This window comes from Saccharothrix sp. S26 (assembly GCF_021390395.1).
GTDB lineage: Bacteria > Actinomycetota > Actinomycetes > Mycobacteriales > Pseudonocardiaceae > Actinosynnema.
In genome coordinates, this window is record NZ_JAJUWT010000001.1 from 207,315 (window position 1) to 224,119 (window position 16,805).

General features: G+C 71.8%; 15 protein-coding genes. 10 read left to right on the forward strand and 5 right to left on the reverse strand.

What is annotated here, in order from left to right:
- Window positions 1–216: 216 nt before the first annotated feature.
- The 6 genes from LZG04_RS00915 (at window position 217) to LZG04_RS00940 (ending at window position 7,327) form a co-directional block, all read left to right on the forward strand.
- On the forward strand, window positions 217–969 hold the full coding sequence (locus LZG04_RS00915; protein WP_233812322.1) for a hypothetical protein: 753 nt from the start codon (window positions 217–219) through the stop codon (window positions 967–969).
- Between the two features lie 142 nt (window positions 970–1,111).
- Entirely contained in the window at window positions 1,112–1,822 is a 711-nt protein-coding gene (locus LZG04_RS41415; RefSeq protein WP_267934447.1) for a hypothetical protein, read from the forward strand.
- Between the two features lie 245 nt (window positions 1,823–2,067).
- Window positions 2,068–3,855 carry a cytochrome c oxidase subunit I gene (ctaD, locus tag LZG04_RS00925; RefSeq protein WP_233812323.1) on the forward strand — a complete coding sequence of 596 codons (1,788 nt, stop codon included), beginning with the start codon at window positions 2,068–2,070 and terminating at the stop codon, window positions 3,853–3,855.
- A gap of 106 nt (window positions 3,856–3,961) precedes the next feature.
- Window positions 3,962–5,188, forward strand: a complete 1,227-nt coding sequence (gene serB / locus LZG04_RS00930; protein ID WP_233812324.1) for a phosphoserine phosphatase SerB — start codon at window positions 3,962–3,964, stop codon at window positions 5,186–5,188.
- 14 nt (window positions 5,189–5,202) lie between these two features.
- Window positions 5,203–5,892 (forward strand): peptidyl-tRNA hydrolase, encoded by a 690-nt coding sequence (locus LZG04_RS00935; RefSeq protein WP_233812584.1) that lies wholly within the window; start codon window positions 5,203–5,205, stop codon window positions 5,890–5,892.
- Between the two features lie 25 nt (window positions 5,893–5,917).
- Window positions 5,918–7,327 (forward strand): phosphatidylserine/phosphatidylglycerophosphate/cardiolipin synthase family protein, encoded by a 1,410-nt coding sequence (locus tag LZG04_RS00940; RefSeq protein WP_233812325.1) that lies wholly within the window; start codon window positions 5,918–5,920, stop codon window positions 7,325–7,327.
- 132 nt (window positions 7,328–7,459) lie between these two features.
- Here LZG04_RS00940 and LZG04_RS00945 read toward each other — a convergent pair whose 3' ends face one another.
- From LZG04_RS00945 to xrtP, 3 genes are all read right to left on the reverse strand, one after another.
- Complete coding sequence (locus LZG04_RS00945) at window positions 7,460–9,487, reverse strand: ATP-dependent DNA helicase (RefSeq protein ID WP_233812326.1); 2,028 nt, start codon at window positions 9,485–9,487, stop codon at window positions 7,460–7,462.
- A gap of 122 nt (window positions 9,488–9,609) precedes the next feature.
- Complete coding sequence (locus tag LZG04_RS00950) at window positions 9,610–10,968, reverse strand: glycosyltransferase (RefSeq protein ID WP_233812327.1); 1,359 nt, start codon at window positions 10,966–10,968, stop codon at window positions 9,610–9,612.
- Between the two features lie 28 nt (window positions 10,969–10,996).
- The gene (gene xrtP / locus LZG04_RS00955) at window positions 10,997–11,515 is read right to left on the reverse strand and encodes an exosortase P (RefSeq protein WP_233812328.1); all 519 of its coding nucleotides are present in this window, start codon (window positions 11,513–11,515) and stop codon (window positions 10,997–10,999) included.
- A gap of 256 nt (window positions 11,516–11,771) precedes the next feature.
- On the opposite strand from xrtP, the gene LZG04_RS00960 reads away from it, so the two are divergent.
- From LZG04_RS00960 to LZG04_RS00975, 4 genes are all read left to right on the forward strand, one after another.
- Window positions 11,772–12,545, forward strand: coding sequence for a choice-of-anchor P family protein (locus tag LZG04_RS00960; RefSeq protein WP_233812329.1), 774 nt, complete (start codon window positions 11,772–11,774; stop codon window positions 12,543–12,545).
- Window positions 12,546–12,547: 2 nt separating this feature from the next.
- Window positions 12,548–12,715: an LPXTG cell wall anchor domain-containing protein gene (locus tag LZG04_RS00965; protein ID WP_233812330.1), complete on the forward strand. Its 168-nt coding sequence runs from the start codon at window positions 12,548–12,550 to the stop codon at window positions 12,713–12,715.
- 86 nt (window positions 12,716–12,801) lie between these two features.
- Entirely contained in the window at window positions 12,802–13,965 is a 1,164-nt protein-coding gene (gene wecB / locus LZG04_RS00970; RefSeq protein WP_233812331.1) for a non-hydrolyzing UDP-N-acetylglucosamine 2-epimerase, read from the forward strand.
- A gap of 127 nt (window positions 13,966–14,092) precedes the next feature.
- Complete coding sequence (locus LZG04_RS00975) at window positions 14,093–14,755, forward strand: hypothetical protein (RefSeq protein ID WP_233812332.1); 663 nt, start codon at window positions 14,093–14,095, stop codon at window positions 14,753–14,755.
- A gap of 143 nt (window positions 14,756–14,898) precedes the next feature.
- On the opposite strand, the gene LZG04_RS00980 is transcribed toward LZG04_RS00975, so the two are convergent.
- Entirely contained in the window at window positions 14,899–15,468 is a 570-nt protein-coding gene (locus LZG04_RS00980; protein WP_233812333.1) for an isochorismatase family protein, read from the reverse strand.
- A gap of 7 nt (window positions 15,469–15,475) precedes the next feature.
- A complete protein-coding gene (locus LZG04_RS00985; protein WP_233812334.1) occupies window positions 15,476–16,750 on the reverse strand; it encodes a nicotinate phosphoribosyltransferase in 1,275 nt (424 codons plus the stop codon).
- Window positions 16,751–16,805: the final 55 nt, after the last annotated feature.

The following is a 16,805-nucleotide window of genomic DNA, read 5'->3' on the forward strand; positions in this document are numbered from 1 at the left end:
GGCACGACGGGGGCCGTGATCAGGGCGACGAGCGTGTTCGGGTTCGGTAAAGGTCGCGGGCGGCATCCCCGGCACGGGTGAAATCCGGTCATTCCAGGTGAGCGCGGCATAACGACTCGGTCTCGACGTGCATCAACCGAACGGCGCAACGCGATACAGCAGCGACGGAGCAGTCCGATCCGCCGAACGCCACTGCGAGCCCATGCGGAGACCCCCATGCGCACGACAAGCCGCATCCTGTTCGGAGCAGTCCCGTTGCTGGCCGTGATCGCGGCCGGTGTCCTGGCCGGCGGCGCGTCCGCCCAGCCGAACCAGGACCCGCCGCAGTCCGGCGACCCCCGCGCGACCGCCGTCGCCGGGAACATCGACATCGGCCAGCCGGGCAACGCGTGCGCCACCGTCGGCCTGCCCGGCACCGAGGCGACCCTGTCCGGTGGGTTCACCGACGACGGCACGTACATCGACATCACCGCCAACCCGGACGGTTCCCAGATCAGCGGCGTCGTGGTCAAGGGCGGCGACGCCTACAACGTCTACCCGGCGCTCGGCGCGCTGCCGTGGCCGGACCTGCACGCCCCGCTGAACGCGAGCGGCAAGCCGGCCGCGATCAGCCACTGGTTCGTCTGCCTGACCCCCGTCACCACCACGACGACCACCACTACGACCACCAGTGACACGACCACGACGACCACCGTGGGCACCACTCAGCCGACCGTGACGACGACGGCCACCACCGTGCCCACGACCACCACCGCGGTCCCCGTGATCACGACCACGGCACCGCTCGTCGTGATCACCCCGACCACGACCACCAAGGCCGCCGGCGCGGTGGTCGTGCCCGGCTCGGGCGAGGGCCTGGCGAGCACCGGCTTCGACGGCTGGTGGCTGCTCGTCGCCGGGCTGTCCCTGCTGGCCGCGGGTTCCGCGTTCCTCGTCTCGCCGAAACTCCGCAAGCTCCTCCGGAAGTGAACGGTCCGATACGGACGGTGAACATCACCACGTCATAACGAATAGACGGCAACCCGCTTCGTTCGAATGGGCTACCTCGATAGAGGGGTGGTCGGTGTAGTTCGATCCCCCGGTCAGCCCTCGAACCACGCGGAGCAGCACCATGCGCATCACCACCCGCCGTCTTCTCGGAGCAGCCGCCCTGCTCGCCCTCTGCACCACCGGTCTGCTGGGCGGCACCGCCTCGGCCTCGCCGGGCGCGCCCCTCGACGCGGGCGACGACCGTGCCACCGCGGTCGGGGGCAACGTCGACATCGGCCAGCCCGGCGACGCCTGCGACGTCGTCGGGCTGCCCGGCGACGAGCTGACGATGCCCGCCGGCACCTTCACCGTCGAAGGCGTCAACATCACCGTCACCGCGCACCCGGAGGGCTACGTCCTCACCGGCGTCGTGGTGAAGGGCGGCAACGCCTACAACGTCTACGACGCCGCCGACCTGGGCGACCTGGCCTGGGAAGACCTGCACGCGCCGCTCAACGCCAGCGGCAAGCCGGCGGGCATCAGCCACTGGTTCGTCTGCGCCGAGCAGGACGACTCGGTCACCACGACCACCACCGCCCCGACCACCACGACCACCACGGTGACGACCACCACCGAGGCCACCCCGACGACGACCACCACCACCACCGACTCCGTCGCGGTCACCCCGACCAGCACCTCGACCCCCGCCGCCGCACCGGGCACGGACAACGAGGGCAACCTGGCCAACACGGGCTTCGACGGCGGCTGGCTGCTCATCGTCGGCCTGGCCCTGGTCGCCGCCGGCGCCGCCTTCGTCGCCTCCCCGAAGCTGCGCTCCCTCCTGCGCCGCTGACCTTCACCTGCGCCTTCGACCTATCCCACCCTCGACGCGACCTCGCCTTCCCCCTGGGACCGCGAGGTCGCGTCGAGGGAGCCGCCATCTGCGAAGCAGGGGCAATCCAACACTGTGACCTGCGCTACCTCACTTGATCCAGGGGGCAGCCCAGCCGCACCTCCCGGAACAGCGCCGTCTACGATCCGATGAGCCGGCGGCGCCACCCACCGGCACAGCCAGTACCAGACAGTGCAGGAGGCACCGTGACGGCCGTAGCCCCGCAGCCGATCGCAACGCGGCCCTTCGGGACTCGCGAGGCGGTCAAGGGTTCGTTCCTGCTGCGGATGTTCCGCACCACGGACCACAAGCAGATCGGGATCATGTACCTGGTCACGTCGTTCGCCTTCTTCATGGTGGGCGGCGCGATGGCCATGCTGATGCGGACCGAGCTGGCTCGGCCGGGTATGCAGTTCCTGTCGCAGGAGCAGTTCAACCAGCTGTTCACCATGCACGGCACGGTGATGCTGCTGCTCTACGCGACGCCCATCGTGTTCGGCTTCGCCAACTTCGTCCTGCCGTTGCAGATCGGCTCGCCGGACGTGGCGTTCCCCCGCCTCAACGCGTTCTCGTACTGGCTGTACCTGTTCGGCGGCCTGATCGTGATGGCGGGCTTCCTCACGCCGGGCGGCGCGGCCGACTTCGGCTGGTTCGCCTACACCCCGCTGTCGAACGCCATCCACTCGCCCGGCGTCGGCGCCGACCTGTGGATCTCCGGCCTGGTCGTCGGTGGTCTGGGCACCATCCTCGGCGCGGTCAACATGATCACCACCGTGGTGTGCCTGCGCGCGCCCGGCATGACCATGTTCCGCATGCCGATCTTCACCTGGAACATCCTGGTGACCTCGGTGCTGGTGCTGCTGGCGTTCCCGATCCTGACCGCCGCGCTGCTGGGCCTGCTGGCCGACCGCCACCTGGGCGCGCACGTGTTCGACCCCGCCAACGGCGGCGTGATCCTGTGGCAGCACCTGTTCTGGTTCTTCGGCCACCCCGAGGTCTACATCGTCGCGCTGCCGTTCTTCGGCATCGTGTCGGAGATCTTCCCGGTGTTCAGCCGCAAGCCGATCTTCGGCTACAACGGCCTGGTCTACGCGACGCTGGGCATCGCGGCGCTGTCCGTGGCGGTGTGGGCGCACCACATGTACGCCACCGGCGCGGTGCTGCTGCCGTTCTTCGCGTTCATGACGTTCCTGATCGCGGTGCCGACCGGCATCAAGTTCTTCAACTGGATCGGCACGATGTGGAAGGGGCAGCTGACGTTCGAGACCCCGATGCTGTTCAGCATCGGCTTCATCGTCACGTTCCTCTTCGGTGGCCTGTCCGGCATCCTGCTGGCCGCGCCGGCGATCGACTTCCACGTCTCGGACACGTACTTCGTCGTCGCGCACTTCCACTACGTGCTGTACGGCACGATCGTGTTCGCCACGTTCGCGGGCATCTACTTCTGGTTCCCGAAGATCACCGGCCGGATGATGGACGAGCCGCTGGGCAAGCTCCACTTCTGGACCACGTTCCTCGGCTTCCACGCCACGTTCCTGGTGCAGCACTGGCTGGGCAACGAGGGCATGCCGCGCCGGTACGCCGACTACCTGCCCAGCGACGGCTTCACCACGCTGAACACGATCTCCACGATCGGCGCGTACATCCTGGGCGCGTCCACGCTGCCGTTCATCTGGAACGTGTTCAAGAGCTACCGCTACGGCGAGACCGTGCACGTGGACGACCCGTGGGGCTTCGGCAACTCGCTGGAGTGGGCCACCTCGTGCCCGCCGCCGCGGCACAACTTCACCGAGCTGCCGCGCATCCGGTCGGCGCGCCCGGCGTTCGAGCTGCACTACCCGCACATGATCGAGCGGCTGCACAGCGAGGCGCACGTGACGTTCACCGGCAAGGCGATCGCGCACGAGGACGCGCCGAAGGCGCCGTCCGAGGTGGCCGCCGCGGCTGTGCAATCGGGCACAGCCTCGGAAGGGACCGAGGGCGACCACAAGTAACGCTTGTAACCTGAGCGCAGGTTCAACGGCGAGCCCCGACGACCGGCGTCCGAATCCTCGGGCCCGGGTCGTCGGGGCTCGCCGCTGTCTGGCATAGGAGCCATCAGTGACCAAGCCCAGCGCCACGCCCGTCCTCATCACCGTCACCGGACCGGACAAGCCGGGGGTGTCCTCGGTGCTCTTCGCGGTGCTGACCAGGCACGGCGTGGAGATCCTCGACGTCGAGCAGGTCGTCATCCGCGGTCGGCTGGTGCTCGGCGTGCTCGTCGCCGCCGACCACGACCCGGAGGGGTTGCAGGAGGCCGTCGAGCAGGCCATGGCGACGGTGTCCATGCACGTCGAGGTGGAGATCGGCGCGGACTCGCGGCGGACCGCGCGGCTGGAGTCCAGCCACGTGCTGATCCTGCTCGGCCGCCCGGTGACGGCCCGCGCGTTCACCGAGGTGGCGCGGCGGCTGGCGTCGTTGGGCGTGAACATCGACGCGATCCGCGGTGTGGCCGACTACCCCGTGACGGGCCTCGAGCTGCGGGTGTCCGTGGCCGCCGACACGCCGGAGAGCGACGCCCAGCTGCGGTCGGCGTTGGCCGAGGTGGCGGTGCGCGGCGGGTTGGACGTCGCGGTGGAGCGGGCCGGGTTGACCCGGCGGGCCAAGCGGCTGGTGGTGTTCGACGTCGACTCCACGCTCATCCAGGGCGAGGTGATCGAGATGCTGGCCGCCCACGTCGGGGTGGAGCCGCAGGTCAAGGAGATCACCGACGCGGCGATGCGCGGCGAGTTGGACTTCACCGAGTCGCTGCGGCGGCGGGTGGCGTTGCTGGAGGGCTTGGACGAGTCCGTGCTGGACGAGGTGGCCGAGTCGCTGGAGCTGACGCCGGGCGCGCGCACGACCGTGCGGACGTTGAAGCGGCTCGGGTTCCGCTGCGGGGTCGTCTCCGGCGGGTTCACCCGGGTGATCCAGCGGCTGGTGGACGAGCTGGCGCTGGACTTCTGCGCGGCCAACGAGCTGGAGATCGTGGACGGCAAGCTGACCGGGCGGGTCGTCGGCGACGTGGTCGACCGGGCGGGCAAGGCGGTGGCGCTGCGGCGGTTCGCCGAACAGCAGGGCATCACGCTGGCGCAGACGGTCGCCGTGGGTGACGGCGCGAACGACATCGACATGCTCGGCGCGGCCGGGTTGGGCATCGCGTTCAACGCCAAGCCCGCGTTGCGGGAGGTCGCGGACACCGCCCTGTCGCACCCGTTCCTGGACGCGGTGCTGTTCGTGCTGGGCGTGACACGCGCGGAGGTGGAGGCCGCGGACGCGGCGGACGGTCTGGAGCTGAACCGGCTGTGAACCCGATCCTGCGGATGCTGGTGGACCGGCACTACGCGACCGACGAGGAGGATCCGGCGTCGGTGCGGGCGATGCCGGTGGTGATGCGGATCGAGCGGTCCGCGCCGCCGTCGAGGACCGACGTGCTGGAAGCCGCCGCGGCCGCCGCGATCGCGGTGTGCCTGGACGACCGGGCCCTGCCCGGCGGTGAGTGGCACGACGAGCTGGTGGCCTGGGTGCGCGGCCGGATCCGGAAGGTGGCGCGGCGGGCGCGGGGCGCGCACTGGGAGGCCGTGCAGGCGTTGCCCGGCGTCACGATCACGGTGGGCAGCGCGTCGGTGCGGGCGTTCGTGCCGGGTCGGGTGGTGGACCTGCCCAAGGAGCTGAGCCGGTTGCAGATCTCGGGCAGCGAGCTGCCGCCCGACGAGCCCGGCCCGATCCCTCCCGGCGCGCACGAGCTGTGGCTGAACCCGCGCGTGGAGATGACCGCGGGCAAGGCGGCGGCCCAGGTGGGGCACGCGTCGATGCTGCTCGCGCCGCACCTGTCCGACGCCGAGCTGAAGGAGTGGGCGGCGCTGGACTACCGGTGCGCCGTGCGGTCGCCGTCGGTGGCGGCGTGGGACGAGCTGGTGGCGCGGCCGGACGTCGTGCTGGTGCGGGACGCCGGGTACACCGAGGTGGCGCCCGGAACGGCCACGGTGGCCGTGAACCGACGTTTCGGATGACCGTTTTGCGGTAACCATCCCCAGCGTGGGCCTGCTGGACGTGCTGGACGCGAAGCTCGGTGACGGGCTGGAGAGCTTGTTGTGCGCGCACCACGCGAGACGGTTGCGCAAACTCGGGTGGGGTTCGGTGTTCGACCCCGCGGACGGCTGGTGGACGCCGCGGCGGCCGGTGCGGACCGGCAACCGGGTCGAGGTGCTGGTGGACGGGCACGAGGTGCTGCCCGCCATCGCCGAGGCGATCTCGTCGGCCCGCAAGTCCGTGCACCTGGCGGGGTGGTGCGCGAGCCCGGACTTCCGGCTGACCCGTGAGCCGGGCTCGCCGACGTTGCGCGAACTGCTGGCCTCGGCGGCGTCCCGGGTGCCGGTGCGCGTGCTGCTGTGGGCGGGGCCGCCGGTGCCGATGTTCGAGCCGACCCGCAAGCGGGTGCTGGCGAGCCAACGGGAGTTCACCCGGGACAGCGCGGTGCGGTGCGAGATCGACGCGCGCGAGCGGACCTTGCACTGCCACCACGAGAAGATCGTCGTGGTGGACGACGAGGTGGCGTTCGTCGGCGGCATGGACCTGACCGCCGTGGAGGGCGACCGGCACGACACCGCCGAGCACCCGCCGCGCGAACCGCTGGGCTGGCACGACATCGGCACGCGCCTGCGCGGCCCGATCGTCGCCGACGTGGCCGAGCACTTCCGGCAGCGCTGGCAGGAGATCGCGGGCGAGCAACTGCCGCCCGTGACCCCGCCCGCTCCCGCCGGTTCGTCGTCGGCGCAACTGGTGCGCACGATCCCGGAGCGCACCTACGACTTCTGCTCGCGCGGCGAGTTCAGCCTGCTCGACTCCTACCTGCGGGCACTGCGCTCGGCGCAGCGCCTGGTCTACATCGAGAACCAGTTCCTGTGGTCACCGGAGGTGACCGAGGTGCTGCTGGCCAAGCTGCGCAAGCCGCCGCACCCGGACTTCCGGGTCGTCCTGGTGCTCCCGCGCAAGCCGAGCAACGGCGCCGACACCACCCGCGGCCAGCTCGGGCGCCTGCTGGACGCCGACGACGGCAACCACCGCCTGGTGGCCGCGACCTTGTCCTCGCACGACGGCGTGACGTCCTCGTCGGTCTACGTGCACGCCAAGCTGGCCATCGTGGACGACCGCTGGCTGAGCGTGGGTTCGGCCAACCTCAACGAGCACTCGCTGTTCAACGACACCGAGGTCAACCTCGTCACCGACGACCCGGCGGTCGCCCGTGACACCCGCCTGCGCCTGTGGTCGGAACACCTGCAACGCCCGCTGTCCGCGGTGTCGGGCCCCGCCCACGAGGTCGTGGACCGCCTCTGGCGCCCGACCCTGACCTCTCCCGGCAAACACCGCCTGACCGCCCTGCCGGGCGTCTCCCGCCGCGCCGGCCGCCTCCAAGGCCCGCTGCGCGGCCTCCTCGTCGACGGCTGACCCGCGAGTCCTACGTTCAGAACGCGAGAGTCCTACGTTCGCGTCGCGCGTGTCCTACGTTCAGAACGCGCGTGTCCTACGTTCAGAACCCCCGAATTCAACACTCAGAACACGCGACCTGCGCGAACGCCGTCAGTTGTTCGCCGCGTCGAGCCGCTTGAGCGCCGCACGCACGACCTCCGGGTCGTACGTCGTCCAGAACGGCGGCAGCGAGGCGCGCAGGAACCCGCCGTAACGGGCCGTCGCCAGGCGCGGGTCGAGGATCGCCACCACGCCCTTGTCGTTCATCGAACGCAGCAGCCGCCCGGCACCCTGGGCCAGCAGCAGCGCCGCGTGCGTCGCCGCCACGGTGAGGAAACCGTTGCCGCCACGCGTTTCCACCGCCTTCTGCCGCGCCGACGCCAGCGGGTCGTCCGGCCGCGGGAACGGGATGCGGTCCATCACCACCAGCGACAGCGACGGCCCCGGCACGTCCACGCCCTGCCACAACGACAACGTCCCGAACAGGCACGTCCGCGCGTCCTCGGCGAACCGCTTCACCAACTGCCCGGTCGCGTCGTCACCCTGGCACAGCACGGGGTGCTCCAGCTTGCCCCGCAACGCCTCCGCCGCCGCCTTCGCCGCACGCATCGACGAGAACAGCCCCAACGTCCGTCCACCGGCCGCGTTCACCAGGCCCTCGATCTCGTCCACATAGGACGGTGGCAGCCCGTCGCGCCCCGGCGGTGGGAGGTGCCGTGCCACGTACAGGATCCCGGCGCTCCCGTGCGAGAACGGCGAGCCGACGTCCAGCCCGCTCCACCGCGGCCCGCTCACGTCCGACGGCGGCTCCTTGTCCGTCGCCGCACCCTCGGCCTTCTTCACCCCGGACGACGCCGGCAGCCCCCACTGCCGCGCCAACGTGTCGAACGTCCCGCCCAACGTCAACGTCGCCGACGTCAGGACCGTGGTGCGCTTGCCGAACAGCCGCTCCCGCAGCAACCCGCCCACGCCCAGCGGCGCGACCCGCAGCGACGGCGCCTTGGTGCGGTCCGCGAAGTCACCCGACACCCACACCACGTCGTGGTCGGCGTCGAACGCCTCCAGGATCCGCGTGGCGCAGTCGTGCACCTCGTCCAGCAGCGACAGCGCCAGCTTGCGCGAGGTCGCGCCGTCGACGTCCTCCTTGCGTTCCGGCCCCAACGACGTGATGCACGCGTGCGCCGCGTCCTTGGTCGCCCGCAACGCGCCCGCCAACGCCTGCGGCAGGCTGTCGAGCCGACCCGGGGGCATCTCCTCGAGGATCATCGCCAGGCCGTCGCTCGCCTCGGCCATCCGGTCGGCCACGCCCTGGTCGATGAGCCGTCCGCAGCGCCGCGCGGCCGTGGCGACCAGGGACGCGCTCAGCTCCTCCGTGGCCACCGACGTCACCCGGTCGACCAGGTCGTGCGCCTCGTCGATCACGACCACGTCGTGGTCGGGCAGCACCTGGTAGCCCTCCAGCGCGTCCACGGCGAGCATCGCGTGGTTGGTCACCACGATGTCGGCCTTGCCCGCCTCGGCCCGCGCCTTCTCGGCGAAGCAGTCGACGCCGATCGGGCACTTGTTCACGCCCAGGCACTCGCGCGCGGTCACGGACACCTGCCGCCACGCCTGGTCCGTGACGCCGGGGACGAGCTCGTCCCGGTCGCCGGTCTCGGTGTCGGACGACCACTCGTGCAGGCGCTTGATCTCGCGGCCCATCTTGGACACCGCGAACGGGTCGAACAGGCCCGCGTCCTCGGGCTCGTCGGGCGCGCCGGTGTGCAGGCGGTGCATGCACAGGTAGTTGCGGCGGCCCTTGAGGATGGCGAAGCGCGGTTCGCGTCCCAGCTCCTTGCGCAACGCCTTGGCCAGGCGCGGCAGGTCGCGGTCCACGAGCTGGCGTTGCAGGGCGATCGTGGCGGTGGAGATGACGACCGTCGACTCCTCGGCCACCGCGTGCCGCAGGGAGGGCACCAGGTAGGCCAGCGACTTGCCGGTGCCGGTGCCCGCCTGCACGGCCAGGTGCTCTCCGGTGCGGATCGCCCGTTCGACGGCCTCGGCCATGTCGACCTGGCCCTGCCGTTCGGCTCCGCCCACCGCCTCCACGGCGACGGCGAGCAACGTCCGGGTGTCGGGGATCGCGGTGGTGGCGGGCACGGCGAAGACCGTACCCGCCCACCCCGTCAGGGCGGGTCGGACACCCCAACGCGTCCTGAGCGTTGAACTCGGGGGTTCTGAACGTAGGACACTCGCGTTCTGAACGTAGGACTCGCGCGGGGTCAGTGGTCCAGTGCCACGTCGCCGGTGATCCGCTCGGTGTTCCGGCGCGTCTTGGCCCACCCGTTGCGCCCGCGCGCCAACCGGATCACGGCCCGCCACGACGTGATGTAGAAGGTGTAGATGTAGAGCGCGTACGCGAACCCGAGGCCGACCGCCCGCCAACGACCCAGCGCAGGCGCGCACCGCGTCCGGTACACCGGTCCCCACAGCACGAACGGCAGCAGGCCGAACATCCCGTACACCGTGAACAGGATCCACGCGCCGTCGACGAACCACGTCCACACCTCGCCCGGCGCGGTCACGGCCCGGTGGCCCAGCAGCAGCAACGGGATGGGGTAGACGAGCGTGCCGAGCAACTGCATCCACGGCTGGGCCAGGTAGTACATCATCTCCGACGCGCCCAACGTGGACAGGTGCGGCGACGCCCAGATCCGCCGCACGTACCGCAGGCACTGCATCGTCCCCTGGCCCCACCGGGTGCGCTGCGCGAGGAACCGCCGCAGGCTGTACAGCCCTTCCTGGTGCACGTGCGCGTCCAACGTGAACCCGGTGCGCCACCCCGCGGTGAGCAGGTGCACCCCCAGCTCGAAGTCCTCCAGCAGCGACCCGCGCCACGGCTGACCGGCCGGCCCGGCGATGGAGTCCAACGCCGACAACCGGGTGAACTGGCCGTTGCCGCCCATGGAGATCGTGCCGGTGACCCCGCGTGACAGCTGGATCGCCGCGATCGCCGTCCGGAACTCCAGGTCCTGCATCCGCACCAGCAGGTCGCCGAGCACCCCGCGCCACCGCGGCACGCCCGCCTGCCGCACGCCCGCGTTCACCATCCGCACGTCCACCTGCACCGCGCCGATCGCGGGGTCGCCGAACAGGTGCTCCGCCGCGCACACGTCCAGGCAGTTGCGGGCGGGGCGCCCGTCGGCGTCGACCACGACGACCACGGCCCGGTCGGCGTCCGCGTGCCGCCCCATCCACAGCTTCAACGTCCGGTAGGCGTCGTTGAGCGCGTCACCCTTGCCGGTCCGCGCGTGCGGCCGCCGCCGTCGCACGAGGTGGATGTTGCGGTCGTCGCGGAAGCCGCGCACGACCTCCGCCGTGCCGTCGTCGGAGTCGTCGTCGATGACCCACACGTGCGCCCCGGGGAACGACTCGCGCAGGTACCGGACCGTGTCACCGATGACGGCCTCCTCGTCGCGGCACGGCACGAGGAAGTGCCACTCGAAGTCGGCCGCCCGCCCCACCGGCCGCGGCCGGTACCGCAGGTAGGGCACCACGATCAGGAACACGTACGTCACGAACGCGACGCTCATCGTCAGCGCCAACGCCTGGGTGAACCCCAGCAGCACGTCGAGGTTCATCGCGCCACCACGACCACGTCGGCGCGCCTCACCGCCGCGTCGCCAACCACACGAACGCCACCAGCGCGGCCGCGCCGCCGAACACGCTCACCATCGAGCCGAGCAGCGTGTGGCCCCAGTAGTAGCCGCGGTCGACGCCGAGCCACTCGACCAGCCCGACCAGCGTCAACACCCGCGCCTGGTTCACCACGACCACCGCGACGCCCGCCACGACCAGCGCGAACAGCACCCTGCGCGTGATCCGCGGCCGCAACGCGATCATCACCGCGCCCACCGCCAGCAGCGGCACGACGAGGAACGCCGACGTGCACTCGGGCGTCATCCGCAGGCCGAGCGGGGTGCCGGAGCCGAGCCCGAAGTAGACGGTCTGCCGTGCCACGACGACCTCCACCCCGTCGGAGCTGATCAGGTCGAGCAGCAGCCCGGACAGCAGGATCTCGGCGGTCCGGTAGGCCCGGTGCGCCACCACGAGGCCGGCGGCGGCCGCCACCAGTGCGACGACGACCACCCGGTTGAGGCGTTCGGTGCGGGGCACGGCAAGCGCCACTGAAAGAGTCCTTCCATCCGATCAGGGATCGCCCGATAGGGCTGCTTGAAGGTCATCGGATCGCCGTACTGCGAACCTCACCCCCGGATCGAGTGACAACGTGAGGTGATTTCGGGCTGACTACCCACCTGCGGTGGTCCCGATTGGGCGATTCGAGTGGCCGCCGTCCCCCTTTACGGTCAGTAACCCTTAATCCCACGGGAGGAACGCCGATAGGGGCAATTGCTCGATAAACACGTTTCGAGAAAGGAGCCCCATGCGTGTCCGAATGACGCGTCGTGCCGCGGTGGCCGGGCTGGTCGCCGTCGCGGCGCTCGTCGTGAGCGCCGCGCCCGCCTCGGCGGCGCCCGGGGACGCCTCGGCCCACGGCGCCAAGCTCGCCCTCTCGCTCCTGGGCCGGGACGCGGTGTCCGCCGGGCCCTTCGCCGCCGCCGCCGCGGACGGCCCCACGACCAGCACGTTCGCGTCCGTGGACCGGCCCGGCGTGCTGCGCACCGGCGTGCTCGACGCGTCCGCGTCACGCGATGACAAGACCGGCGGCGTCAGCTCCTGGGCGAGCACCGCCGACGTCCGCCTCGACCTGCTCGCGACCGTCACCGGCGGCCTGTCGGCCCAGTTGGCCGAGGCCGAGTGCGCGGCCACCCAGAAGGGCGTGATGGGCAAGGCGAAGCTCGCCGGGCTCGACCTCGGCCGGCTCGGCGACGTCGACGCGGAACCCGCGCCCAACACCGCGATCGACGTCGACCTCCTGGGCGTGGACATCGCCAGGGTCGTGTTCAACGAGCAGGTCCGCAACGCCGACGGCAGCCTCACCGTCAACGCCGTCCACGTCACCCTGATCGGTGGCGTGCTCGGCTCGCTCGGCTCCGGCGACCTGGTGATCTCGTCCGCGACCTGCGGTCCGGCCGGCTTGCCGATCCCGATGGCGTCCGGCGCGGGCCTGTGGATCGGGCTGGGCCTGCTCGCGCTGTTCGGCGTGCCCGTCGGCGCCGCGGCGCTGCGCCGCCGGCACGACCTCGAGGCGGTCTGAGCATGTACAGGGTTCCCGGCAGCGGTGTCGCGGTCGGTACGGGAATCGGCTCGTTGGCGGCCACCGGCGCCGGCGTCGCGTGGTGGGTGGTGGCCGGTGTCGTGCTGCTGGTGGCCGGCCTGCTGCTGATCCGCGCGTCACGCGGGCGACGAGCGGCGGCCGACGAGTAGCGCGCGTGCGCCCCGGTCGCGCGCCCACCCCCAGTCGCGCGCCCGGGGCGCCGCACCACCCACCGAACCGCAGTGAGAGGAGCAAGGTGAAGGAAGTCGTGCTGCTCGCGGGCACCCGGCCCGAAGCGGTGAAGATCGCGCCGGTGGCGCTGGCGCTGGGCGACCACCCGGTGCTCCGACCCGTGATCGTGCACAGTGGACAGCACAACGGCATGGTCGAGCAGGCGCTGCGCTCGTTCGGCCTGCTCGCGGACGTCGAGCTGGACGTGCCGCGGGTCACCGGCAGCCAGGCCGAGCTGCTGGCCCGCCTGGTCGCGGAGTTCGACCGGCTGCTGCGCGAGCGCGACCCGGCCGTCGTCCTCGTCCAGGGCGACACGACCACCGCACTGGCGGGCGCGCTCGCCGCCTTCTGGCGCGGCATCCCGGTCGCCCACCTCGAAGCCGGCCTGCGCACCGGCGACCTCGCCGGGCCGTTCCCCGAGGAGGGCACCCGGCAGATGATCGCCCGGATCTGCGCGCTGCACCTCGCGCCCACCGACGACGCCGCGGCCGCGCTGGTCCGCGAGGGCATGGCCGACCGCCGGATCGTGGTCACCGGCAACACCGTGGTCGACGCCGTGCAGCGCGTCGCCGCCGCCGACCTGCCCGCCCGCGACCCCCGGCTCGCCGTGCTGGAACGCGTGCTCGACGAGCGCTCCGAACGCCTGGTCCTGGTCACGGTGCACCGGCGCGAGTCGTGGGGCGAGCCGCTGTCGCGCGTGCTGCGCGCCGTGCGGGCGATCGCCGACCGGCACCCCGACGTGCGCGTGCTGCTGCCCGTGCACCCGAACCCGCGGGTGCGCGCGGCGGCGCGGAACCTGCTCGGCGGGCACGAGCGGATCGTGGTGACCGAGCCGTTGGACTACTCCGACCTGGTGCGCGCGCTGCGCCGGGCCGCGCTGGTGCTGACCGACTCCGGCGGCCTCCAGGAGGAAGCGCCCACGTTCGGCGTGCCGGTGCTCGTGCTGCGTGACACGACCGAGCGGGTGGCCGCGGTGGACGCGGGCTGCGCGTGGCTGGTCGGCACCGACCCGATCCGGATCATCGCCGAGGCGGGCTGGGTGCTCGGCGCGCGGCTGCGGCTGCCGTTGGGGCGCAACCCGTTCGGCGACGGGCGGGCGGCGGGCAGGGTGCGCGGGGCCTTGGAGCGGCTCGTCGGCCTGCCGAACGACTTCTCGACCGCGCCGCTGCCCGTGCGCATCCCGTGCTGACCGCGCCCTGTCACTCGATCAGGTATCGGTTTTTCCACTTGCGGGTGATGTGGGCGCTAGATCGTCAGCCGCCGTCCGCCGGGGCTCGATAGTCCTCACGTCCGTGATGAAGGAGAAGGGCGACACGATGAAGCAGATCGGAGCGCGCCGGGTCGGCGCCGTGGCCTCGGCGCTCGTACTCGGCCTGGTCGCGGCCGCGCCACCGGCGTCGGCGGCCAACCCGGCGGGGGTGGCGTCCGTCGGCTCCGCCGAGTTCACCAAGGCGGGCACGCGGGTCACCGTCGCGCCGCTGGCGCCGTGCGCGGTGGACGGCCGGACGTCGAACTCGTCCGAGGCGGTGAGCCGCACGGGCGTCCGGTTCGGCCCGGGCACGTCGTCGTGCGCCACCGCGGTCGTGGACCCGGACCACGGCACGACCAGGACCACGTCCGAGGCGGACGGCACCGAGTTCGAGCTGTCGGCGCTGGTGTCGGCGGGCGGGCCGCGCCTGCGGGTGGCCCGGTGGAAGGTGACGTGCACGGGCACCGAGTCCGGCACGAGCGCGGGCTGGGCGGCCGACGGTTTGCAGGGCTTCTCGGGGCTGCCGGAGCAGATCACGCCGAACTACGTGCACGAGGTGAAGGCGGGCAACGGCGCGGTGCTGGCGACCGCGACGTTCGGCGAGACGATCCTGCCCGACCCGAACGACGGCAGCATCGCGATGAACATGCTGCACCTGCGCTTCACCGAGGCCTCGGGCTTGACCGGCGACGTCGTCCTCGGCTCCACCGCCTGCTCCCCAACCCCCTAACCCGCGCGAGTCCTACCTCCAGAACGCGTGTGTCCTACGTTCAGAACGCGAGAGTCCTACGTTCAGGACCCCCGAGTTCAACGCTCAGAACACGCCACCCGCGGGTTCGGGTGCCCCGGAGCCGATCCGGGGCACCCAGGGGGTCAGCCGACGCGCGGGGTGCCCTTCAGCGTCACGCCGGCGTCACCGAGCTGCGCCAACGCCCCGTCCACCGTCGCCCGCGCCACACCGGCCGTCAGGTCCAGCAGCACGGTCGTGGCGAACCCGGCGCCCGCCGCGTCCAACGCCGTCGCCCGCACGCAGTGGTCCGTGGCGATCCCCACCACGTCCACCCGCTCCACGCCACGCGCCCGCAGCCAGTCCACCAACTGCTCGCCCGCGCCGGACGTGCCCTCGAACCCCGAGTACGCCGCCGCGTACTCGCCCTTCGAGAACACCGCCTCCACCGCCGTCACGTCCAGCTCCGGGTGGAACGACGCACCGGCCGTCCCCGCCACGCAGTGCACCGGCCACGAGTCCACGAAGTCCGGCGTCTCGCTGAAGTGCGACCCCGGGTCCACGTGGTAGTCGCGCGTCGCCACGACGTGGTCGTACGACGACGACGCGACGTGCGCCGAGATCGCCGCCGCCACCGCCGCACCGCCCGCCACCGCCAACGACCCGCCCTCGCAGAAGTCGTTCTGCACGTCCACCACGATCAGCGCCTTGCCCATCACAGCCTCACAGGAACGTCGTCGGAATCGCGGGCTCGCCGCGGGACAGCTTCAGACCCTCCCACGGCACCGTCACCAGGGCGGCACGCAGCCGCTCCCGGCTCTCCACCAGGGTGTCGAGGTCGTCCACCCGTTGTCCAGCGCGGACCAGCGGCACGGCCAGCAGCCGGTCGTGCTCGCCCGTCGACGGCTGGGCGTCGTGCGGGAACACGACCTCCTCCAACGCCGTCCCGGTCTCCTTGTGCCGCCGCAGCGCGCTCTTGCGCCCGCCGCGCGACTCCTTGTGCGAGCTGCGCTTGGCCACCGGCCGCCCGTCCACCTCGACCAGCTTGTAGACCATGCCCGCGGTCGGTGCGCCGGACCCCGTGACCAGCGACGTGCCGACGCCGTACGCGTCCACCGGTTCGGCCCGCAGCATCGCGATCGAGTACTCGTCGAGGTCGCCCGACACCACGATCCGGGTGTTCCGCGCGCCCAGCGAGTCGAGCTGGTCGCGCGCCTGCCGCGCCAGCACGCCCAGGTCGCCGGAGTCGATCCGCACCGCGCCCAGCTCAGGCCCGGCCACCTCCACGGCGGTCTTGATGCCGTTGGTGATGTCGTAGGTGTCCACCAGGAGGGTCGTGTCCACGCCCAACGCCTCGACCTGCGCCCGGAACGCCTCCTCCTCGCTGTCGTGCAGCAGGGTGAACGCGTGCGCGCACGTCCCGGCGGTCGGGATGCCGTGCCGCCGGGCCGCCTCCAGGTTCGACGTGGCGGTGAACCCGGCCAGGTACGCGGCGCGTGCGGCGGCCACCGCCGCCTCCTCGTGCGTGCGGCGCGACCCCATCTCGATCATGCGCCGCCCGTTGGCCGCGCTGACCATCCGCGCCGCGGCCGACGCGATCGCGCTGTCGTGGTTGAGGATCGACAGGGCGAGCGTCTCCAGCACCACGCCCACGCCGAACGGCGCGCGCACGGACAGGATCGGCGAGCCCGGGAAGTACAGCTCGCCCTCCGGGTAGCCGTCCACGTCACCGGTGAACGAGTAGTCCGCCAGCCACGACAGCGTGGCCTGGTCGACCACGTTCGTGCGTTCCAGCAGCTCCAGGTCACGTTCGGTGAACGTGAAGTCGGTGATCGCGTCCAGCAGCCTGCCGGTGCCCGCGACCACCCCGTACCGCCTGCCCTCCGGCAGCCGCCGGGCGAAGACCTCGAAGACGCACGGCCGGTCCGCGGTGCCGTCGCGCAGCGCCGCGGCGAGCATCGTCAACTCGTAGTGGTCGGTGAACAGCGACGTCGACATGGGGACAGAGCCTAAGCGGTCGGCCGGGGTGGCCCTGCGGGCTCCACCGCGGAGC